Raw genomic sequence first — 22,733 nt, 5'->3', positions numbered from 1 at the left:
AGGTTTTGTGTTATGATGGCAGTTATTACAATCCAGCACCTGCACGAAGCACTTCCGCTTTATCAACACGTTCCCAAGGAAGGTCAATATCTGTACGGCCAAAGTGTCCATAAGCTGCTGTTTGTTTGTATATTGGGCGACGAAGATCCAGCATCTTGATGATTCCAGCTGGACGCAGGTCGAAGTTCTGTTCGATCAGCTCTTCCAGCTTCTCTTCAGCTACTTTACCTGTTCCATACGTGTCCACGTTTACAGATACTGGACGTGCAACACCAATTGCATAAGCTAATTGGATCTCACATTTGTCAGCCAATCCAGCTGCAACGATATTCTTCGCTACGTAACGCGCCGCATAAGCAGCTGAACGGTCTACCTTCGTTGGATCTTTACCAGAAAATGCGCCGCCGCCATGACGTGCATAGCCGCCATACGTATCTACGATAATTTTACGGCCTGTAAGCCCAGCATCACCTTGCGGTCCGCCGATTACAAAACGACCAGTTGGATTGATGAAATACTTCGTATTCTCGTCCAACCATTCAGCAGGTACAACCGGTTTAATTACGTGTTCTTGGATATCATTCTGAATCTGAGTCAGAGTAGCATCTTCAGCATGCTGTGTGGATACAACGATCGTATCAACACGCACAGGCTTGCCTTCGTTATATTCAATCGTCACTTGTGTCTTGCCATCGGGACGAAGATAGTTCAAGGTTCCGTTCTTACGAACTTCTGCCAAACGGCGGGAAATACGGTGAGAAAGAGCAATTGGCAACGGCATTAATTCAGGCGTCTCGTTGGATGCAAATCCAAACATCAACCCTTGGTCACCAGCACCGATGTTTTCCTTCTCATTCTTAACGTCTTCTTCCGTACGTGTCTCAATACCTTCATTAACACCTTGAGCAATGTCAGGAGACTGCTCGTTTAACGATGTCAACACTGCACATGTGTTATAGTCGAATCCATATTTCGCACGCGTATACCCGATATCTTTAATCGTGTTACGAACGATGGATGGAATATCAACATAATCGGCTGAGGTGCTAATTTCACCGATAACAAGCACAAGACCTGTAGCAACGGAAACTTCGCACGCAACCCGAGCATTCGGGTCATTTGCCAGAAAGGCGTCCAATACCGCATCTGAAATCTGGTCACAGATCTTATCTGGATGTCCTTCAGTAACGGATTCGGAAGTGAACAAGTGGCGTCCTTTAATAGACATTGGACTCAACCCCCCATACAAATAATGTGAGCTTTCCATAATGGAAAGTCTAGACAAAAAACGAACCTTTCCCATTTTGGAAAAGGTTGTTATACCAGCCTTCGAGAAAACATATTACGTTATTTGTCGGTGCATGTCAATGATAGAAATAAAAATAGTTTTTCCTATTATTTCTTTACAATTAAATAAGAGAGTGGACGGATTGTTCGGCTTGTGAGATTAACCGTTTTGTGATCTCTCCACCAATTGAACCAGCCTCTCTTGAAGAAAGGTGCCCCCAATTTTCACGCCCACCTGTGCTATATGATGTTTGCGATAACTCCCCAAATTCCGTTCCAAATTCCGTTCCAAATTCCGTATCACTGTAGCCCGATGAAGCACTCTTATACGTAACTGGCAATCCTAATTCTGCTGCGATTTCATACTTCATTTGGTACAAAGCTGCTTTGCTTGCAGGAACTAATTTATTTCTGGACATCATATTTCCTCCTCGATCACTACAATTATAATTGTTTGTTCTGTTAACATCCAAGCACAGGCGCTACTGCTTAACGTTGCCCCGTGCTTGAGCATACCCAGCACAATTAATGAATTAATCATAGTATGTACTTTGGTGTCTAGAGCACCCGAAGGAAATAATGAGATCGTTGTAAAAAAGAAGAAGCGGCCAAATGGCCGCCTCCTTCTTGAACAAATAAATTATGTTAGGAATAAATCTAACCGAATCATCTCATCATATTGACATGTCCGTGTTACGAGATGACTCCCGTTAAAGAGCTACTCTTTAACGGTTTGAACTTCATAACCGCCGCGAACTGTAACTACTACGCTGTTCTTAGGTGTATCCTTAGCAACAATACCACGTCCATCACGTGGAAACATAAGCAAGTGATTGCTTGGCACGTCCATGCCTTTGGTGAGATCTTTACCATCCGTTAGATCTGATACACCACTTGCATCTGAGCTGAAGATTTCTGCCTTGCCTGCACGAATCACAAACTCTGTACCGGCTTTAGCTATCAACTGCTGCCCTGGCTTGATTGTGACAATCTTCAGTTCATTGCTCGAAGAACTGCCATTGTCCGGGTTGCTCCCTGTTCCGGTACCATTCCCACCGTTAAGCTTGGCAATCTGTTCATCAACATAGCTTTTGGTCACCAAAGGATCTTGGGAATCGCCTGGCTCAGCATGTAATAAATTTGTACCGCTTATTAAAGACCATCCTATCATAATTACCGTTCCGCATATAAGAAAAGTTGTCATACGTTTTTTCACTTGATTCATAGGTAAGCTCCTTTTACTTATTCTGAACCAAAGTTACCAACAAAGTGATTCATTAGTAATTTGCGAGCACCGTCTACCTCTTCGTACAGATTTAATCTAAATCCAGTATTGCCTACACCCTTCATTGCTGGATCTGTAATATTAAATGATTGGCTAATCTTTTCACCTACAGCTAAACTATCTGTTCCACTACCGAGCTGGAATACTTTATCAAATTTTTTGCCGTAGTATTCAACCTGAACCACTATTTTTCGATCAGCAAGTCTTTCTTGGAAAGGACTATACTCACTTAAAGTGTAATTAAAGTTAAATTGAACATTATCATTGTCATTTGTCCGAGCATTTACAGAATTAATTTTAAATGTAAACGGACGTAGTTCCATAGGTTCAAACAACGTTGTTACTTTTGTATCATCCTGACCTAGGGCAAGTATAGCTGCATTGACGAAGCTCTCAGCCTTTTCTGTACCAGACACATACTTACCACCCGTAATACCTTGCCCTACAATAATTTGCAGGTCTTGCTTCTTAATATTTTTAGGAACGTCCGCACTTATAGCTATTAAATTAGCTCCTTGCGGACTCAATTCCTTATCAGACAATGTGACCTTAGCTGGTATGTATATACCAGTACTTGTTTTATAATAAGCTTTTAGTGCAGGCAGTTTTGCATACCGTTGTCCTGAATTTCGATATAGGAGTAAAGTCCGAACAACATTGTTATTGACACCCTCATACGTGCCCGACTCTAGTACTCCCATCTCTGCATCAACACCAGGTTGTTTTAATGCATATTTTGCAGTCGAACCAGGTGTATAAATAGGAAGGTTCGCATTTTCTGCTGCAACCATAAAGTTACCTATTGTATTCACTGGTTTTTCATTTATGATTTCAGACAACTGGATACGTGCTGAATCAAATTTTGACTGACTTGATACTTTAGAAGTTGCAATTAATTTGGCAGTGTCTCCAGGCTTTAATGCAATGGCCTCCTCAACTGGGAGTAACTGAATGTCTTTAGCATCAACTTTCACTCCATTTAACCAAGCTGTTGCATTCATTTTTGGCATAGGTTGCGTTTCTTTGCCAATATTTTTAACTGTTATTGTTGCATTTATAATATCCTGAGTGTCCCATGGTAAACGTTCAAAATTCTCAACTGTCACTTCATATGCACCTTGTTTATTCACATAGCGGGTTGTCGTTCCTTCAGTAACCCCAGTTTTTTCAGGAACGAGATACTGAGCAAGCAGATAATCATTTTTTTTATTTTCTTCAGCTATCCGTTTAGTAATCAATTTCAAATTCTTAATGTTCGAATCCACAGGCAGTGACGCTGTCATCGTTATTTCCTTACTAATTCCTGGTAGCAATTCACCTGTAAGCTCTACTTTCTCGAATGGATAAGATATCTGCTTATCAGTAACAAGTTCATAACTATGTTTAGGCACGGCAACAGCTTTCTTACCTTTATTAGTTAGTTGGTAAGTCAATGTCACATTATGATACTCAGCTGTAGAATCAACCATTGTATTTGTAATTTTGGATTCTATTGCTTGATTATCAATGTTTAATGAATAAGATTGATTCGCACGTGTAATTGACTTACTAGAGTCTCTGATCATAAGTGCATAACTTGCAACAGGCAGCGCAGTCTTCTTTTCTGTCCCTGTCTCTTCAGTAACAAAAATTTGATAGGTTTGCTTTCCTAGGTCGTCTGGTAATTTGGCATAAAAATTCACTTTTACCTTTTCCCCAGGAAGAACAGAAAGATTTAATTGATCTGGATCCAATGTGTAATAACGATTAGTGTTTGTACGCAAGTAGTATTTATACGAATCAATTTTAATAGAACTATTGCTAGTATTCTTGAAATACATAGAAACCATAGCTTCAGTTGCATTTCCTGACTTAACAAGTTGGAGTGCACTTGCAGTTGCAACTACTGTGTTTTCTCCCTGCTTAATCGATCTATCTTTTCCAATTGGTGTGACATTAGAGTATGTTGCAGGAATAGATATGGAACCAATTGAACGCTCAAAGCCGGGTACAGAAAAATCCCACTTAATCACATGCAGCGATAAATTAGATAAATTCAATTTTGGATTTACTTTTGTATATATTTTAAATGTTTTAACTGTGTTGGCTGTAATTAAATTATCCTTTTTCTCTTGTAAGCCCATAAGTTGAATTGAATATTTTTCACCGGTATTTGATTTAATGGAGAACCAGTAATCCATAAGATTAAGCGACTGCTTACCACTATTATGTACAGTGACTGTATAATAGACAATCTTCTCTCCATCAACATGATAAAATTGAACATCATTAACTTCCAGATAACTTTGTGCATTTATTCTAACTGTTTTTAGCGCCTCAGGTTTAAAGAGACTACTCTGAGCCTGTACCGATGAACTAGACGATGCTGCCTCCACCCGGTCCTGCCACAATGGTTGTGAAAAAGCCATTACCATCGTCATTGATAGAACAGCAGCAGCCCAACGTTTATGTGTCATGTAAAATGATTCACTCCTCTTAAATAACAGAATTTATATATAGTATATACGTTTCAAGTCCTAATTAAGTTGCTTTATATCCATTAGAATAAGGATGTAAAAAAAACGATCAGGATAATTTATCCTGATCGTTTTTTGAAATTCCGTTAAACTGGATTATTTTACATTGATGATGAAGTTGCTTTGAGCTCCATCAACAGAAACTGTAACATAAACTTTCGCACCAACTTCAAGGCCATTAACTACAGTGTTAGTAGAACCGTTACCAACGATTTGTGGCAAGCTTACAACATCACCATGTTGATCAATGACTTTGCTTACAAATGTAGTCACAGTTTTGCTACCAGTAATTTTGGACAAGAAGTCTTTCAGACCATATTGGTCTTTACCTTTTACTTTAGTAAGAAGGTCATTTACATTAAGAACATTACCTGTACGTGTAATGTCAAACGCAACTTTATCATCGTCCGCAAATACGGATTTCACTTGTTGTGGCATGTTAGAAACAGTCAACTTAGCATCGACAGTTGCTGGTGTCAACTCTGCACTCTTAATGTTAACTTTAACTGTCAACTCAACAGTTCCTCTTTGTCCAAGAGCATCATCTACATTTGCAGCAGGAGTCAACTTAGAGTTGCCATCCACTTTAATATAGTTAGAATCAACTGTTACGTTGTAGTCAGTAGGGCTAAGTTTAACTTTTTCACCATTTCCACGTTTACCGAATACCTCAAGATCTTTGTAAACTTCTGTAGAAACAGTTGAACCAGTCCAGATGTTGTTTTTACCAACATACAGAGATCCAAGTTCTTTAACTTCATAAGAAGAAATGTTATCAACTGTTACCGCGCTAACACGTACTGTAGCTTCGGAATTGTTGATTTTAGCACCTGTTGCTTTGTCGAACAATGCTACTTCTACGTTAAACTCACCTCTAGCTTGTGCAGTAAGTGAAACGCCAGTAGCGTCAAGAATTTGGTGGTTATTAGCTGACAAAGCTGCTTTCTCAGCTTGTGTACCAAAGAAGCTGTTAGCTTTAATAGCGTCAACATTTACGATACCAACTTGGTAGTTAGCCTTAACTTTGTCATAATCCATTGTACGGTTGTACTGATCGACGAAGTTGAAGCTCTTCTCGTTCAATTTCAATTGTGCACCCAGACCGTAAGAAGTTTCAATATCTTTAATGAAACCTTTTACAGCAACTGGTTTAGCAACTTCTTTAACGTCAAAGGAAATAGAGTTAGTATTTCCGTACTTCGCAACAGTGGAATACAACATTACTGTTGTTTTAGATCCTGTTGCAGCAACTTTGTATTTCAACACAGCTGCATTAGTCTTAACATCTTCTGTGAAGTACAGTTCAGCAGATTGCAAGTTAAAGCTAAGAACTTTGTTATCATAAGCTTTTTTAAGATCTTTATAAGTTTTGATTGCTTCTCCGTTAGCGTCAGTTGCTTCAAACGGAATTGTTACCGCATCATCACCAAAGGCAACATCTGTTTCAGGTTTGAACATTTTGAAAGATTTCAGTTCAGCACCTTGTGTTACAGACAATTTATGAGTAGACGTTTGGCCATTACCAAAAGTGATAACATTAATGTTGACTTCACCAGATTGGCGGAATACCGCTTGATCAGGAGATTTCAATTTAATAGCTACGCTATCACCTTTAGGTCCTTTTTTAGTAACCAATTTATCTTCTGCGCCCATAATCATAGGGTTGGAAGAAGTTACCAATGCGTTATCTGGAACATATGTGTCGTTGATAACATTACCATATTGGTCTTTAAGGTTTACCAAGATGTAGAACTCATCTTTAGATGTGTCCGTAGTAGATGACAATGTTTTGCCATCAATGTTGTAAACATCTTTAAATTCTACTGTAGTAGCTTTAGCAGGTGTACCAACATTAAATGTTTTGTTTGCAACAACGCCTGTATTCTTGTCATAAACCATGATTGCAACTGGCTCATTGTAGAAATATTTGTTGTTTTCAGTAGTTTTAAATGTTACAAGACCATTTTTAGTATCTACTGTTGGAGAAGTGTTATCCGATTTGGATACAGTCCATTGGATATCAGCCAATTTGGAAGCATCTTCACCGTATTGGTTAACAACTTTAAAGCCTACTTTAATTTCAGTATACTTTTCATTTACAGATGCTTTGTCACCAAGAAGTTCAATCTTAGTTACTTTTTCAGCATCTACTTTAACTGTAGCGGATACTGTTTTGTCGCCGCTTGTCAAGTTAACTGTGTATTCACCTTCGGACAATTTGTTGTTCGTAGTGACTTGTGCAGTCAATTTGTCATCGCTAAATTTGATACCATCTTTAGCAATTGCAACTTCAGTAGATCCGCGTTTCACAGTCCATTTAGCAGCAGCTGTGTCGATTGTACGGTTAAGTTTAACTTCAAATGTGCTAGCTCCAGTAGCTTTACCTTGGATAGAAAGCGCACCGAGTGTTACTTTAACGTCGTATTTTTTGCCTTTATGTGTTACGGAAACAGTTGTTTCTTGACCTTCTACAAGAGCTTTGTCAAGAGTTACTTTTTCTTTCTCTTTGTCGGAGAAAGTAACTTCTACTGTTTTCTCGTCAAGTGCTACTGCGGATTCAACTTTAACACCGTTTTTAGCTTTGATGTCGTAAGCTGCTTCTACCAATACGGAACGTGGAGCTGGGACATTCCATTTACCGTTTACGGAGAAGTCGAAGCCTGCTGCTTTAATAGCTGCTACCCAACCAGTTGCCCATTTAGTAACGCCATCAGCTGCAGGAGCGTCAGCTACTTCTTTCAAACCAAGAGCCAATGCGAAGGATTTCGCCATTTGCTCACCAGTTACTTTACCTTTAAGATCGAATTTGCTGTTGCCTACGCCGTTCATGTAACCAGCTTTAACAACTGCTTCGATGTAACCTTTAGCCCAATGTTTGCCGTAGTTTTGATCTTTGAAGGAGTTACCTTCTGCTTGATCCAAACCTGCAACAAGTGCCAAGATTTTTGCGAATTGTGCACGGTCAGTCAAAGTATTCAATTGCGGATCAGTTTGACCTGGGAAACCGCTGAAGATACCTGCTTTAACCAATTCGTCGTACTTTTGTGCTGTAGTAAGTGTGTTTTCTGCACCGAATGCTACGTTTGCGAACATGGAGAACGCCATAGCAACGGATAGTAATAGAGCCAATCTTTTTTTCATAACCTTTTTTTCTCCTCCTCTAAATTGCTTCGGTTGTTGAGAGTGTTTCTCTGAAGATTCATAACTCATTTCCCTCATTCGCCGATTCACCCCCTTCCCAGAGTAGAGCGAAATGTATTCAAAAAGAAGTCTGTAACACGGACATGTCACAGAAACTCGTAAACGAATGGGAATAATAGAGATATTTATGCCACTCTAGACATTATACATGGGCACATGCCTAGCGTAAAGCATATTTTTGAGAAAAACAGGGAAGAATAATGAATTTTGCCGTCTGTTTTTCAATCTCATGTAATTAAACGCACCAGTTGCGGAAAAGTTGCGCTTAGAGAGAAAAAATGTTTTTTATTTCGCATTTTTTCTTTCGTATAACATGAAATCTCCATTATATATACGGTTATGCAATACTTTATGTATGCTTCCGCCTACCACGTCACCTAGTATACCTGCATCCATCATCTCAGTCATTCATCAAAGTTTTCCAACTGATGTAAAAAATTCAGGTTAATGACTTTTATGTGGTTACCTTACATTTGTCCAAATTGAGGCAGACATGAGGACTGCTAGCTTATAAAGAATGAGGAGAGCCGAGTATCATCGACTCTCCCGTGAATTATCTAATAATAAATACGCCCTACCAGAAAGACATCTTACATCTTAGGCAGCTTTTTCATACTAATCATCACACGAGCCATAATTAACGCCGCATCACCACGAAGCATGTTAGCTTCCGGTTGGAATACGTAGCCCTTCTTCGGATCGGTGGAATCAATTGGCAAGCCACTGATAAAGCCCTTCTTAGCAATAGCTAGTACAGAAGGTTGTGCGTAATAGTCAATTTTATCAACGTCCTGGAAGTACTTAAGCAGCTCTTTGCGGACTTTCGCTCTGTCCGTGTCCAACTTCAAGTTAAGAGCCTTAGCTATCATAACAGAAGCATCTTGACGTGAGATATTAAGGTCCACACCAAATTGTCTTGGCGATATGCCTCTTACGATTCCTTCACGAGCCGCCGTTTCAATATAACGGAAATCCCAAAGTGCACTGGCGCTGATTTGATTCATCTGATCATCAGGCAGATTGGCATCGTCAAAGTGTCTTTGTCCTTGATAATTTAACGGAATTGCCAACGCACGCACGATCATACGCGCAAATTCCCCACGTGACACATACAAATCAGTACCAAAATAGCTTTCTTGCTCGTAAGCATTCATTACACCTTTAGCAAACACAGTCTCGATGAAATCACGAGCATATGGATGCTGTACAACATCACCATAGGAATACGCCAGCTTACCAACTGTGTAGTAACCAAAGCGATCAAATGGAACTGTTACCGTATGTTTCTTCTCATCTACTACGCCACCAATGTTTTCCCATTGCTGCAGCTCTGGATCAAAGCGGAACACCGTCACCATGCGTCCACCATCATTAGACAAGTTTTTGTCATATGCCAAAGTAAGCTTCCCTACCTTGGAAGGCACAAGTTCACGCGATGGATCACGCTTGTAGAACATTTGCACAGGTGCTCCCGGCAATTGATAAGGATCACTACCAACACTTATTGGATCATACAAATTCTTAGTCTGAATATCGTCAGCCAAACCTGGATCGATCCAGAACACAGGGCTGGACTTTATGAAGCGATTAGAGAAGCTGCGGGAGAAAATAATCTCTGAAAGCTGCATCTCCATATCATAGTTTGGCGGGATATATTCAAAGTCCCGTCTATCAACAACACCATCGGTTGGATTGGCAATAGCAAACAAGAACTGGTTGCCAGTGTACACTTGTGTCTTAAACTCCGTTGGCACATTATAATCACGGCGAATAAGATTAGTACCTTTAGTCAGAGTAAGGGACAACTGGCCATCAAACACCTTATGACCGTTCTTCATTGTCTCCATAAATTGCGCCCCTGGTATGCTTGTAGGCACGTATTTCACTGTAATATCGCTCTTATAGCTATCTTTGCCTCTAGTAATAACAATTTCAATCTTTGTATCCCGATTCGGCTTCAAATTAGTAACAAAGGCTTTGTAAGCATTGTCGTACACATGCTGACCATCATAACCTTCGTCATACTTGAACTTCTGAGCCTTAACCTTATTGATTGTTACTTGGTCGGCACCAGGCGAATGAATAATAACTTCCACGAAGTTCTGGTTCAGAATACGCTTCTGAATGTTAGGTTTAAGTATAGTAAACGGTACATTAATAGGCACTACTTCCAAACGATACGTGGCACGCGGACCACCCTCGCCGCTATTAAAGACAGTCATGTTGTAAACGATCGGACTGCCATCAATCGGAAGCTGTACGTCTTTTAAATGGAAACTAAAAGTTTGGCTGTCCTGGTTGTACATCACCATAATGCCCGTAACTGCGCCAGATGGACCGCTGATCTCAACTGGTGCCTGGTTGTTGCCAATTACGGTTACGTTATTTTGCAGAGACCATACGATATCATCTTTTAATACTGGTGATTGGATGCGAAGCTTGTATCCTTTAGCTGTATCATCAGCATTCATTCCCGACAACTTGGTTGTTGCCTCCCCAACAGAATGACCCAAGTCCACAAAGTCAAATGTACCATAGACATGCATGTATGCTTCTTTGGTATAGTAGATGCCGCCCTTTTTATCAAAAGCAGGATCATTCACTTTAGGCTCAGGATAAATCACGCTATATGGGAAAATTCCATCTGTGTTCTTTGCCGGTATTTCTGGCAAGTTCGTAGGAATTAACGTTACCGTGATCGTTTTCTCGTAATATTCTTTTTTGGAACGATATACAAATTTAATTTTGTTATCGCCGCTGAACAATGCTTCAAATGCTTTCTTCTGTTCAGCAGGATCGCTAATCACAAAGTTAAATTTACCTTTACCTGCAACTTCTTCAATTTGAACTTGTGTATTGTTCACGTAGAAGAAGACTGTCTTGCCTGTACCTCCATAAACGATCTCATTCTCATTGGCGATATTAAACATTTGCCCTTCCAAGTTACCCAAAGTCGTATTCATAACTTGAGTAAGACGTACATCTGGGGACAATGTAGTATCAGTATATATTTTGATGCCATCATAAGCCTTCTCGTATTTCACAAATGGTCCATAAAGAAGGGTTAATGTCGCAGCGTATCTTTCGCCGTTCATGCTAAATTCAATATTTAACTTACCTGTTGTCGGCAGCTTCTCCAACTTATATACAAGCCTTGTCAGGTTAGTAGGAACACCGTTTACATTTTGAACAACCGTATCCGAAGCAATACGAGCGCCCAAACCAAAACCGCTTGTGACATCTTTGCCAAAAGCGTCCGTAATCTTGCTAATTGTAACTTCATTACCGCCAGGATCATTAACAACGTAGAACTCCAAGGCTGTCGGCAAGGAGAAGATCTCCGCACCATCCAGCTTCACACCAGTCAGTGAGAGTACTTCAGAGCTTGACATGGAACTGGAGTAGCTTGGCAAATATTTACCTTCAAGAATGTATGGCTTAGTACCATCCTTCAGCAGCACACCAAAGTTTGTTGATGTTTCCAACATTGGTGGTGTTGTAGCCATGTTTGTAGACTGTAATTCAATATTCACACGTTTATCCAACGGAATTGCTGGATTCGGAATTTCGAAAGACATAATCATAAACTTGGTATCAATTTTCTCGATTTTCGGAGCACTTATCGTTCCAGCCACCCCATCGATCTTATAACCTACGCTTGGCGGCATAGTTGGAGTCGTGTTAGGTGGAATTGGAACAATGACCTTACCGTAAACCGTCGTATTGGTACCTGCGCTTACAGTCGGATATCCACTCAAGTCAACCTTGTTCCCGGTATTATCCAACATATGAACGTCATAGAATGTGACTGAGTCATTATAGAATGCGACTTCGCGGGTCGTTTCTACGGACTGTGTTCCATTAAACGCTTTAATGGTAACTAAGTTCTTACCTTTATTCACTGTAATAGGAGAAGCAAAGAAGTTCCAATCATTGCTCGACGAAACTGTAAACGACCAACTTCGTCCATTGACTGTGACTTGTACTTTATCCGCATTTGGAGCTTTACCCGTAATACTGATGTTCGCCGTAGGTTTGCCCTTCGAAGCATCTGAGAACACCACGGTTGTTTCATTTTCTTTCAGTTCATATTTGTATCCGTCCAATGCTACGGACATATCATACATCGTTGGTCCGTTACGGTACTCAATATAAATGGAATCGTAAACTTCACTATTTCCCTGGAACCCTTTAAATGTTACGCGGTTGAGGCCTGGATATAGCTGCAGGTTAAATATTTTGAGGCTGGAACCGTTAATTACGATGTTAGCCGTTTGTTGTTCTCTTGAATTGACAACAACCTCCTGGCCTCCACTCATCGTGATTTGGTATACACTGTACGATATATCTTTTCCGTTAACGCCATTCAACGTCCCCTCTAGGGTGACACGCTCGTTATTTGTGACACGGGCGCTATTTGGAGCATACTGCTCGTTCGGGAAAATAAAATACTGGGCGCCTCCCGCTGCCTCTGCAACCGAGCTAAAAGGCAACGGCACCATCGTTACGATAAGCGCCAGCGTCAACATCATCGACAACAATCTCTTCAATGTTAATGTCCTCCTTTGTGCATCCATTGTTATTCCTTCGCTCCTCATTTTGAAAAGTTTCTTGTATTTTACTTATCGGTTAAACGGATGCATAATTTTAGACATTTTTCCTATTGATTCGATTTCCCACGACAAAAAACATATATAAATCTATCCTTTATCCGAGTACACAACAAAAAAAGCCTTTGTACGTTCCGGGCTTATCCCGAAGCATACAAAGGCTTATTCATAATAACGTAACAGATATTCTACTCTGATCGAGAATGTGCCTTAACACGCAGCCGATGCAGCATATCCAGCATAGGACGCCTTGTCTTACTCACTATACCAATCACCTCTGCTCCAAGCTGCAGTGACACCAGCATGACACAGATTACAACAAAGGTTACCCAGTTCGCATCATGCGATGCTGCAATGGACTGGATAATAGCCAGAATACCGAAAAATGAAGCTATACCATAAATGATTAATACCGTCTTCCGGTGACTAAAGCCAAGCTCACGTAGACAATGATGCAAATGCCCTTTGTCTGGCGCGAATATCGGTTTCTTTTGCAGCCAACGGCGTATGATCGCAAAGAATGTATCGGATAAAGGTACGCCAATAATAAGAAGCGGCGTAATAAAGGACACGATAGCAACTTGTTTAAAACCGAGCATGGACAATACAGCTAAGCTGAAGCCCAAGAACAAGGAACCCGAATCCCCCATAAAGATTCGTGCAGGATGGAAATTAAAGAACAAAAATCCGATGATGCTGCCAAGCAGTAATGCACATAACAGGATGACTACGGGATTGCCCATAATAACAGCCATCACAAGCAATGTAGCAATGGATATGCCGGACACGCCTGCAGCGAGTCCATCCAAACCATCGATCAAGTTAATGGCATTGGTTACACCAACAATCCAGAAGATCGTAAGCGGAATTGCAATCCAGTTATCAATATTTAAATATTGGTCACCAAACGGTACATTAACAAAGTTCACCGTTAAATCAAAGCCAAATACCACAACACATGCGGCAATAATCTGACCAACTAATTTTACTTTTGCCGACAGCTCGAAGCGGTCATCCAACGCGCCAATAATGACGATGATGGTTCCCCCAGCAAGCAAAGACTTAATCAGGTTAGCGTCTCGCACTGAACCAAATAACGTATCCGGAATCACAAACATAAGTGCGACCAATGACAACACAAATGCTCCGTAAATCCCGAGACCGCCCATACGCGGCATAATTCTCGTATGCACTTTACGCGCATTCGGTACATCGACAGCTCCGACCTTAAAGGCCAGTTTCTTTACTAGCGGCGTTAATCCGGTGGCTAGCAGCAATGCTAATAGTCCACCAAGTACATATACGATTATCATTGGATTATTTCAACCTCCATTTGTGTTACCGGATTGAATTATACTCCGTTCAAAATGGAAACACCAACTGTAGAATACCGTGAAAACTCGCGTAATCGAAAGATAAACCGCGATTTTAATTTATTTTGGTCACCTTTTCTTTGTCACGCATCACTTTCAAGGCAAATTTCGGCAAAGCAAGCATTCGTGTAAATCTCCATGGTTCTTTCACTAGTCGATAAAGCCACTCTATACGCATCGACTGCACCCATCCAGGCGCTCTCTTCGAACGGCCAGAGATCACATCAAAGCTTCCCCCAACTCCCATCATCACCGTACAATTCAAACGATCTCGGTACTTCGCGATCCAGGGCTCCTGTGTGTCCGCGCCCCGAGCGACAAAGAGGATATCCGGACGCAATGAACTAATCTGCTCAACAACTTGATCATCTTCCGCAGCCCCAAAGAAACCATCCCTGTACCCAACGATTTCAATCGCCGGATACTGTTGTTGTAACCTCGCTGCTGCTTCTTGAATCACTTCTGGTGATGCCCCGAGCATATATACTCGCCATCTATATTCCTGTCCAGCAGTCATCAGCTGATGCAGCAAGTCAAATCCCGTTACACGTTCTGGCAGCGGATCACCAACATAATTAGCCGCCCATACGACACCCGTACCATCGGGCACGACAAGATCAGACTGCTTCATAACTTTCATGAAATTAGCATTCTCCAAAGCAGCCATAACCATGATGGGATTTGCTGTGATGACATGTGTGCTTCGTCGTTCTTGAATCGCTCGAGTCAACCATTCCACCGTGTCCTGCATCGACAACTTAGAGAATGGGATACCGTATATAGGCACAAAAGGATACTGCTTAGTCTCTTCCATCCGATAATCACCTTATTTGTATTGACGCAACATTCTTACGACTTGTTGCGCCGGTCTTTCAGCTTCCTGTATTAATCGCTCGATCGCTCGATGATGGTTGTGACGCCATGCATCCAGATTGTGCAGTACAGATAACACTTCATCTGCAGCATCTACGGGATCAAGCTTCAGTGTTGAACCAATTGCTTGTTCGTCCAAACGATGTAAGAACTGATCTATCTTCGGATCGTAGGATATGCCAAGCACCGGAACTTTCTGAGATGCCGCATAGATAAGTGAATGCAATCTCATGCCAATAAGTAGCTGGCAACGGCTTACTTCAGCCAACATGTCCACTGGATACGCGTATGCGGGACTTATGCTTGCGGCACTTCCGAATTGGCTTATGTCGCCCAACTGTTCCATTACAAATCGAGAAGCATCTTCATCCGCTTGACCATGAAATGGAACAAAACGAAGATGTACAGCATGGCGCTTCATCACAAGCTTAAGCATCTCAGCAACTCGCATGAGATCGGTATGATCCGCATTCCAATAACGTACAGACACTCCTACGTAAGGCAAACCTGATTCATCTACTGATGAGCCCTGTTCCGCTTGCTCAGGCAATCTTAATCCCATGACCGGATCAGGTACGACATCAATCTTCTCACGGGATAGCCCCATCTTAACTAAAAGTTCTGCCGATTCCGTATCTCTTACGGATACGTATGCCGCACGTTTGAACGTATGGCGAATCAGCGGATAAAATGACTTGCGTTGAACCGGACCGATACCTTGAGCATACATGAAGGTAGGCTTGCGAAGCAACTGTGCCAGCTTAATAACGCCGATATAATAGGGAATCGTCTTAGAACTTGTCGCATCCTGCAGCAAGCTCCCTCCTCCGCTAATAAGTCCGTCAGACTGGCGGATTGCGTTCCATACCTCACCGATTCGCATCCGATGTACGGCACGAACCCCATACAACTTGGTCGTTGTTGCCGGGTCACCGGACAGCACAACAGGCTCTATACGAACCCCCTGTGCCTCCCCTGCTCGTTCAAGTGCCGTCAGAATCGACTTCAGAACGGCTTCGTCACCACTATTATTAAACCCGTAATAACCGGATAATACTATTGTTTTAACTTCGGACGCCATGCATCCCAACACCTTTCAATGACGTACCAGACTAAGATGCCGATCACACCAATAATAAGTCCCAGACCCAATCCAAGGCCCGTACGGATTGCCGATATGATCACCGGCGTATGAATATGCGCAAATGTGTCTACCATTGACAGTTGTCCCATCGCAGCTGCGATAAGCAAGAATTGACCGATACGATAGCGGAAAGCAATAAAGGCACCTACAAGCAGTAGCGGATGCGCAAACAAGAACTCTTTGTTACGCGGCCGTACGCCAAATGTATTCTCCAGCAAATATCGGAACATTTGCTCCAACGAGCTGACATTGCCAGCATTACCTGTCCGAGACAGATAATAGTACCCTCCTATTGCTGCAACACCAAAACCTACCACCCACAGCAATGTAAATGGCATCATCAACCAACGTTTTGCTTCCTTAAATACCGATTCACCACGGTATAGGAATACATACAACGCGGTTAGCGCAAGCGGTGCAAGATGAAGCAAGCTTACTCCACGGAACTGCGTTAATACCAAACTATACGTAATATTATTCAAAAATGCAATGACATACGGTACCGCAATCAAAGACAACAACACGGTACGAACAAACAGCATAACCGAGCGGCTCAAGCGTGATCCTAAGCTTGAATCGATCGCACTCATTTCAATTCTTCGAATGGCGAGTACCATAGCAATAGATGGTGCACTTACAGCTACCCCAAGCGCCAGCACTTGCTCAAGCAATGAGGAGTGCATTGCAAACAAACCAGCTGCACCTACTAGACCAACAATAAAGACCAATAACATCACATAAGGAACAAAGTAGGATATGAGTAATGCAATTAACGCTACACCCCCAACTACTGCTACTGCCTTCGCATAACGCTGCCAGCCAGCATCCTCAATCTGGAATGGCTTTGCCTGCCCAAACTCAAAACCATCATGCTTGATTTTGGCCAATCCTTGACCTGGCTCTTGCATCGAATGAATAAGATTCTCGACGGAATCTACAATCTCAGACTTCGTCACGTCCCTCTTCACAGTCGCATTTAAATAGAACATACGTATGTTACGATCCTTGGAGGCAAGTGCCAGACGGTCACCCAACACTTTCGGATCATTAAACGATTCCGCTTCTGCTATAGAATGAATACGAGCCACATTATACTTAGTTAGATAAGCCAGCTTATTAAAGCCCTTCTGCGGAGCCTTCAAGCCTTCAATCGCTGCGATTCCGATACCATGTTTATTTAACAAGTCCGCAAACGCGGTAAGACTATTCATCTCAACGTCATCATTGAATCCTTTTACTGATTCTCCGTCAAATAAAATGCGTGTAACACCAATTGCATCGTACATCTTTAGCAGCTCTTCAGTCTGCTTTTGATTGTATAAGGATGAATCAGATAAACGAGGCACAATATTAAAGCCTTTGTCTCTCAGCTGCTTCATAGCTATTGGATCTTGCGGCATGGACTTCATCAATGCACTCTCGATTGGTGTCTCGATAACAAGACCATTCTTACCATCAAACTTCCAAAGACGAACATTTATACCCAGTTGGATAAAGGTCTTTTCAATAAGCGGAGACAATTCCCGCTCGTCTTCCTGGCTCTGGAATAACAAGTACGTATAATTTTCATTTGGATTAGCCACTTTATTGTGAAGCAGCGCAGCATCATTTGAATTGTATAATACAATACGACGAGCTGACTTCATCTCTTGCAGCGAGCTTTCAAACATAGCCATCGATTGAACGCCCGCTTCTTTTAACCGATCCAATTGTTCATTAATATAAGCAGCCGGATTAGGCTTATACACCGAAATGTCTACAAGATCACGATAATCAAATACAAATTCCACATTTTTTGAAGTCTGTTCTGTCTGTACACGTTGCACGACGACTGGCAAAGATGCCACCAAACCGACGATAACTAGAAGCCATAACCATTTTTTGAAACGTCGATTCATCTGTTCTAAAGATTGAAGCACGAATGTCCCTCCTCAAACCGTCACAATGAAGGCCTATAGCGGTAATATCGCTATAAGCCCGACTCATTATGATCGTGAACCTTCCTATCCTGGAAGGTGATTACCATGTATAGTGTCCAAAAAGCTATATATCCATCACGTTATTCAGGCTTAGATAATGCAAACATAATCTCAGCTTCAGCGACCACGTTATCGCCAACTTTAGCGACTGCTTGTCCTTTTCCTATAGAGCCTTTCATGCGTGTAATGTTCACTTCAAGTGTTAGGGTGTCCCCAGGCACAACCTGACCACGAAAACGAGCGTTATCAATTCCCGCCAAGAAACCAATCTTTCCTTTGTTTTCTTCTTTCATTAACATACAAGCAGCCCCAACTTGAGCCAATGCTTCAATAATAAGCACACCAGGCATTACAGGATACGTCGGAAAATGTCCTTGGAAGAACGGTTCATTAACGGTGACATTTTTAATTCCCACTGCACGTTGACCTTCAACTACCTCATCAATACGATCTACCAACAGAAATGGATAACGGTGCGGAATTATTTCTTTAATTTGTTCGATATTTAATTGCATGTTCATTCTCCCTTCTGAATAAAAACCTCCAAATTTCGTTAACAATAACTACATCCTTCAACGACTGCAGGCGAGAAGGTTAAGATAAGGAGCTTTCCCGAGCCACAAAGCGGTGACGGAGAGCTCTTTTTTCCTATTTATGTATGTATTGGATCTAGACAGATCCCCCTCTGCCACATTACATTTCAACCTGACGATTAATACGTACGAATTGAAATACATACTGCAGTGAAGTGATAAAGGAAAAAATAATGACTGCCCACAAACAAGGCACTGCATACTCCCATTGGAAGTATACACTTACGATTGCCGCATAATATAGCACGGTTGTCAGCTTACCCATCATATTGGCGGGTACGGTCTTCTTGCCTCTAAAATGAAATACAAGTGAGCCCACAATCATGCCAGCATCACGTATAAACATCGCAATTGCAGCAACCAGTGGCAAATCGCCTGACCAGAGCAGCGATAATATAACTGCTATCATCATTAGCTTGTCTGCCAATGGGTCCAGCAACATACCTACGTAGGTAACTTGGTTGCGCTTGCGCGCGATATAACCGTCAAGAATATCCGTAAGTCCTGCCAATAGCCATACCGCAAAAGCTGCATAGCGTTGACCTGTAAAAAAAAGAGCTAAGTATACAGGGATAAGCACGAGACGAAACGCCGTTAACACATTCGGGACATTCACCCCAAAACCCCCAGTAACCCCCATTTTTCATCTTTCCTCCAACCTATTATACATGCCCCTATTCAAAATTAAAACTGCTGCCGGTTAGTAGAACGCGTGATGGATACATCTGAGCAGCAGGGAAGTTGAAGGTTAGTAGAATGCTTAAAGGAGCTGGATGGTTCTAGTTGATTATCCTTTGCAAGGGAACGGCTTTGGATTATCACTGCTTGGACCAATTCATACATATTAGAATGTATTAATGCGTGCCGCTAGAATGATAATCAGCATGTTTAGATTGATCAGCATGATAGAATACAACATCTCCATCACGAAGTTCGAACACAGTTCCATCTGGTGCCTGATGTTTACTTGAAAACCCTTCGCGTCTCCACTGATTAGTAAGCGGGGCGTGTATATATTGTAAATGAGGCTGAACTGTGTTACCGTCTCTAATCGTCTCAATGTTAAATTGAACGATGAGATAGCCATCCCTTAAAAAGAAGGATGATTGCTCATCGAAACGAAATTGCTGTTTAAGCGCAAACCCCTTTGGCACGATATACAATTTGGCAGGTACATTATATTCTCCGTACCATTGCTGAACAGCACCCGCGGCACGCGCGGCATCTACTATATAAGGAACTTCATGTGCACCGGGACCTATAAATGTCCGCAATTGATAAGGGAGCTGAATGTGACTGTATCCCCCAACAGGAGTCTCCTGAAGGGCGCTCTTCAGCCATTTCTGCACATATGCCTGCTTGGATATTGACAATGTTGAAGCGAATAATTCAAAATAAGCTTCTGCTGTTCTGCGTATTAGTGGTTCAGACACGTTGCGAAGCCTAGTATTTAGAGCGACTGTACGCTGTAATGTATCCTCCGAAGATCCAATTCGAACAAATAATTTCTTGTCCGTATGATAATACACATCAACTGGCTGGCGCTTTCGCCCATGACGATCCGTGAAATAGAAGGTCGGCTTAATGCGCACACTGTCCTGGGAACCAAACATATTGCCCATCGTTTTCAGGTCAAATTTGAAGGCGTACCCTGTCTTTATCGCCACACGCTGAAAGCCAGCAGCAGGATGACTCCCAGGAGCTATTGGCAGCCGATAGGGCAGGTTATTTCCCCGCACAGCACCATTCAAGTCATTTAGCCCCGTCCAGTAATAGGAACCAGAATGTTCCTTACTCCCTTTCCCGACACGAAAAACTTGTTCCCAGTTCAAATCCATAACGTCGCTTATCCGAAAGTCATACACACGCCCGATCACTTCAACTTCGATCGTATCCACAGCCACATGGTTGCTCAGTTCTGTATTGGCATAGGGTTGATTTGTCGATTGTTGAGGTGCATTTTCAGCAACTGCACGGTAGGAGACCGCGTAATTCCCCTCATCTACCCATACAGGCAAGTGAAACGTCGCGGTTGTATCAAGAACAGGTATACTGAGCCAAGTGTGTTTAGGTACGTAGGTTCCATCACTTGTATATACGTCAAATGGGAAATAAACTTGCTTGTCACGGATGTATTTTGCATAATCGCGATGTCCATAGCCAGGATAATTGACATGCTTGCCTGTAGTAGGAAGTGCTATAACAAATGAACGGTTCAAAACGAGCGCTGCCCGCGCAGCATTTGGGGTTGTTTTCTGATTGTGTGACTTATCGTCAGAAATTGAGGCATACATGACAGTAGGGGTATGCACAGTAACCGGATTAATATGTGCAATAGCAAATTCCTTATCAGATCCTGCACGTATACCTGTGTTTAGTGTATAGAAGATGGTTCCCTCACTAGGTGCGTGCTGCACATTAGGCTTATGGCTTTCGATGCGCAGCTCATTCTGATTTAGCACATTCGGGCCAATCGTCGCGGCTTGCGGAATAACCTGCGGCGTAGGTGTTCTCTCCTCATATAACGCTCCATTCATTAACGAATGTCCATTTAACAAAAGCTGATCATTATGAACCTTCATCTGAGGTATGCGTTGCTCAGCCTCCCGAACAAACAATGTATTTACTTCATTTGGAGCCAGAGGAGGCGTCTTGCCACCATAATTGATATGCTGACTAGGAAGTTCAATCACTTTATTAAAATCAGGCAAATATGCATGCTCCTCAAAAGTCTCATAAACCTTCGCTTCAATATTAACTGGAACATAGGAACGTGGAATTAAAGTGACCTTCTCACCCGGCAAAGCATAGTTACCAACCTCAGCGCGATCCATATCATATACTTCTAGATTATCTATGACCCAATAGCTATATCTGCGCTGGACTTCAATCAACTCAAGGGCACGGTAATCCATGCGCTGAGGACTAGGCAAGCTTGGACCTGGCTGACCGTCAGGACTTAAAGGGCCTGGTTTCCCTGGGTCCCAATGCAATACATACGTCTTTCGTACTTCTACCTGTGCCTGACATGTTCCTGTCATTTCAACAAATTTGTGCTTAAACAAATAGTGTGATGCAAGCACGTTAGTACGCAGCGTTTCTGAAGTAGGAATCCCACGCGACACATCAAAGACCTGATCCGCTTGAATCGAACCCGTTGCAGCGGGGTTCATCTGTTCAGCCCGTATCTCTTTACCAGAAGGTATAGGTGCTGAGCATTTAGTATCTGCAGGATTACAATTATGACCAGGCGGGCATCCAGTATTGTCCTCATCTATATAAAAAACCTTCATAAGATCAGGATAGCGGTAAGTGTAAGAGTGAATATCATATGTATAAGCTGCAAAGAAAAACATCATCGCTGCCCCAGTGGCAGGCAGATCATACTTGTAGCCTACATGGTCATACTTTTGTGTAAATGTAACGGTTGCTCCGTTGAGGTCCTTGACTTCGAAGCCAATGATTTGAGTGGACTTGTCAGTATATCCAGAGATGGTTGGGGAGATAACCTTTTGTCTCCAATCAATTAGTGGGTTTTCGTCTTTTTTCCATGTATTTAGACTCGAAAGCATTGATATGTTATCTTCTATTACAGTTGTTGGAAAATTCATTTTGTAATTCTTATTTACAAATGGTTTCTGGCGGGCATACGTTTTACTAAGTTGAATATAACAGCCAGGGTATTTATCCATCCTGTTACCTCTTACATCCTCCCACTCTGGTACAGGCTTGCATCTTTTGCTTGATACCTGGCTTTCTGGATCTCCATTAAGTGATTTGTATTCTCCAACTCCTGGGTACCAGTGATTGTTGTATCCCCCTAAAGCATACCGTTGCCATGCAAACCATGTACCATTACCATCATTTCTGGA

General features: G+C 42.0%; 13 protein-coding genes. All 13 read right to left on the bottom strand.

Going from position 1 to position 22,733, the window contains the following annotated elements; all coding sequences use genetic code 11:
* Positions 1–25 precede the first annotated feature (25 nt).
* The 13 genes from metK to QP775_RS12165 all read right to left on the bottom strand — a co-directional run bounded on the left by metK (position 26) and on the right by QP775_RS12165 (position 22,553).
* Positions 26–1,228, bottom strand: a complete 1,203-nt coding sequence (gene metK, locus QP775_RS12225) for a methionine adenosyltransferase (RefSeq protein ID WP_285106316.1) — start codon at positions 1,226–1,228, stop codon at positions 26–28.
* 181 nt (positions 1,229–1,409) lie between these two features.
* Positions 1,410–1,706: an alpha/beta-type small acid-soluble spore protein gene (locus tag QP775_RS12220; protein WP_285106314.1), complete on the bottom strand. Its 297-nt coding sequence runs from the start codon at positions 1,704–1,706 to the stop codon at positions 1,410–1,412.
* 299 nt (positions 1,707–2,005) lie between these two features.
* The gene (locus QP775_RS12215) at positions 2,006–2,512 is read right to left on the bottom strand and encodes a hypothetical protein (RefSeq protein WP_285106312.1); all 507 of its coding nucleotides are present in this window, start codon (positions 2,510–2,512) and stop codon (positions 2,006–2,008) included.
* Positions 2,513–2,529: 17 nt separating this feature from the next.
* The gene (locus QP775_RS12210; RefSeq protein ID WP_285106310.1) at positions 2,530–5,028 is read right to left on the bottom strand and encodes a hypothetical protein; all 2,499 of its coding nucleotides are present in this window, start codon (positions 5,026–5,028) and stop codon (positions 2,530–2,532) included.
* Between the two features lie 156 nt (positions 5,029–5,184).
* Entirely contained in the window at positions 5,185–8,307 is a 3,123-nt protein-coding gene (locus tag QP775_RS12205; protein ID WP_285106308.1) for an S-layer homology domain-containing protein, read from the bottom strand.
* Between the two features lie 572 nt (positions 8,308–8,879).
* On the bottom strand, positions 8,880–12,839 hold the full coding sequence (locus tag QP775_RS12200) for an S-layer homology domain-containing protein (protein WP_285106306.1): 3,960 nt from the start codon (positions 12,837–12,839) through the stop codon (positions 8,880–8,882).
* 248 nt (positions 12,840–13,087) lie between these two features.
* The gene (locus QP775_RS12195; protein WP_239328812.1) at positions 13,088–14,212 is read right to left on the bottom strand and encodes an MraY family glycosyltransferase; all 1,125 of its coding nucleotides are present in this window, start codon (positions 14,210–14,212) and stop codon (positions 13,088–13,090) included.
* A 115-nt stretch (positions 14,213–14,327) separates the two neighbouring features.
* Positions 14,328–15,086, bottom strand: a complete 759-nt coding sequence (locus tag QP775_RS12190) for a WecB/TagA/CpsF family glycosyltransferase (RefSeq protein WP_285106303.1) — start codon at positions 15,084–15,086, stop codon at positions 14,328–14,330.
* Between the two features lie 12 nt (positions 15,087–15,098).
* The gene (gene csaB, locus QP775_RS12185) at positions 15,099–16,226 is read right to left on the bottom strand and encodes a polysaccharide pyruvyl transferase CsaB (protein WP_285106301.1); all 1,128 of its coding nucleotides are present in this window, start codon (positions 16,224–16,226) and stop codon (positions 15,099–15,101) included.
* Entirely contained in the window at positions 16,202–18,208 is a 2,007-nt protein-coding gene (locus QP775_RS12180; protein WP_285106299.1) for a DUF5693 family protein, read from the bottom strand. Before QP775_RS12180 ends, csaB begins: the two co-directional genes overlap by 25 nt.
* A 140-nt stretch (positions 18,209–18,348) precedes the next feature.
* A complete protein-coding gene (gene fabZ, locus QP775_RS12175; protein ID WP_239328817.1) occupies positions 18,349–18,783 on the bottom strand; it encodes a 3-hydroxyacyl-ACP dehydratase FabZ in 435 nt (144 codons plus the stop codon).
* Positions 18,784–18,961: 178 nt separating this feature from the next.
* A complete protein-coding gene (locus tag QP775_RS12170; protein ID WP_285106454.1) occupies positions 18,962–19,477 on the bottom strand; it encodes a CDP-alcohol phosphatidyltransferase family protein in 516 nt (171 codons plus the stop codon).
* A gap of 238 nt (positions 19,478–19,715) precedes the next feature.
* Positions 19,716–22,553, bottom strand: coding sequence for a DUF5704 domain-containing protein (locus QP775_RS12165; protein WP_285106296.1), 2,838 nt, complete (start codon positions 22,551–22,553; stop codon positions 19,716–19,718).
* Positions 22,554–22,733 lie beyond the last annotated feature (180 nt).

The sequence above is a fragment of the Paenibacillus sp. UMB4589-SE434 genome (assembly GCF_030226685.1).
Classification (GTDB): domain Bacteria; phylum Bacillota; class Bacilli; order Paenibacillales; family Paenibacillaceae; genus Paenibacillus_B.
Note: the sequence above shows the minus strand (reverse complement) of the source record. Positions and strands in the feature narration are given on the sequence as shown.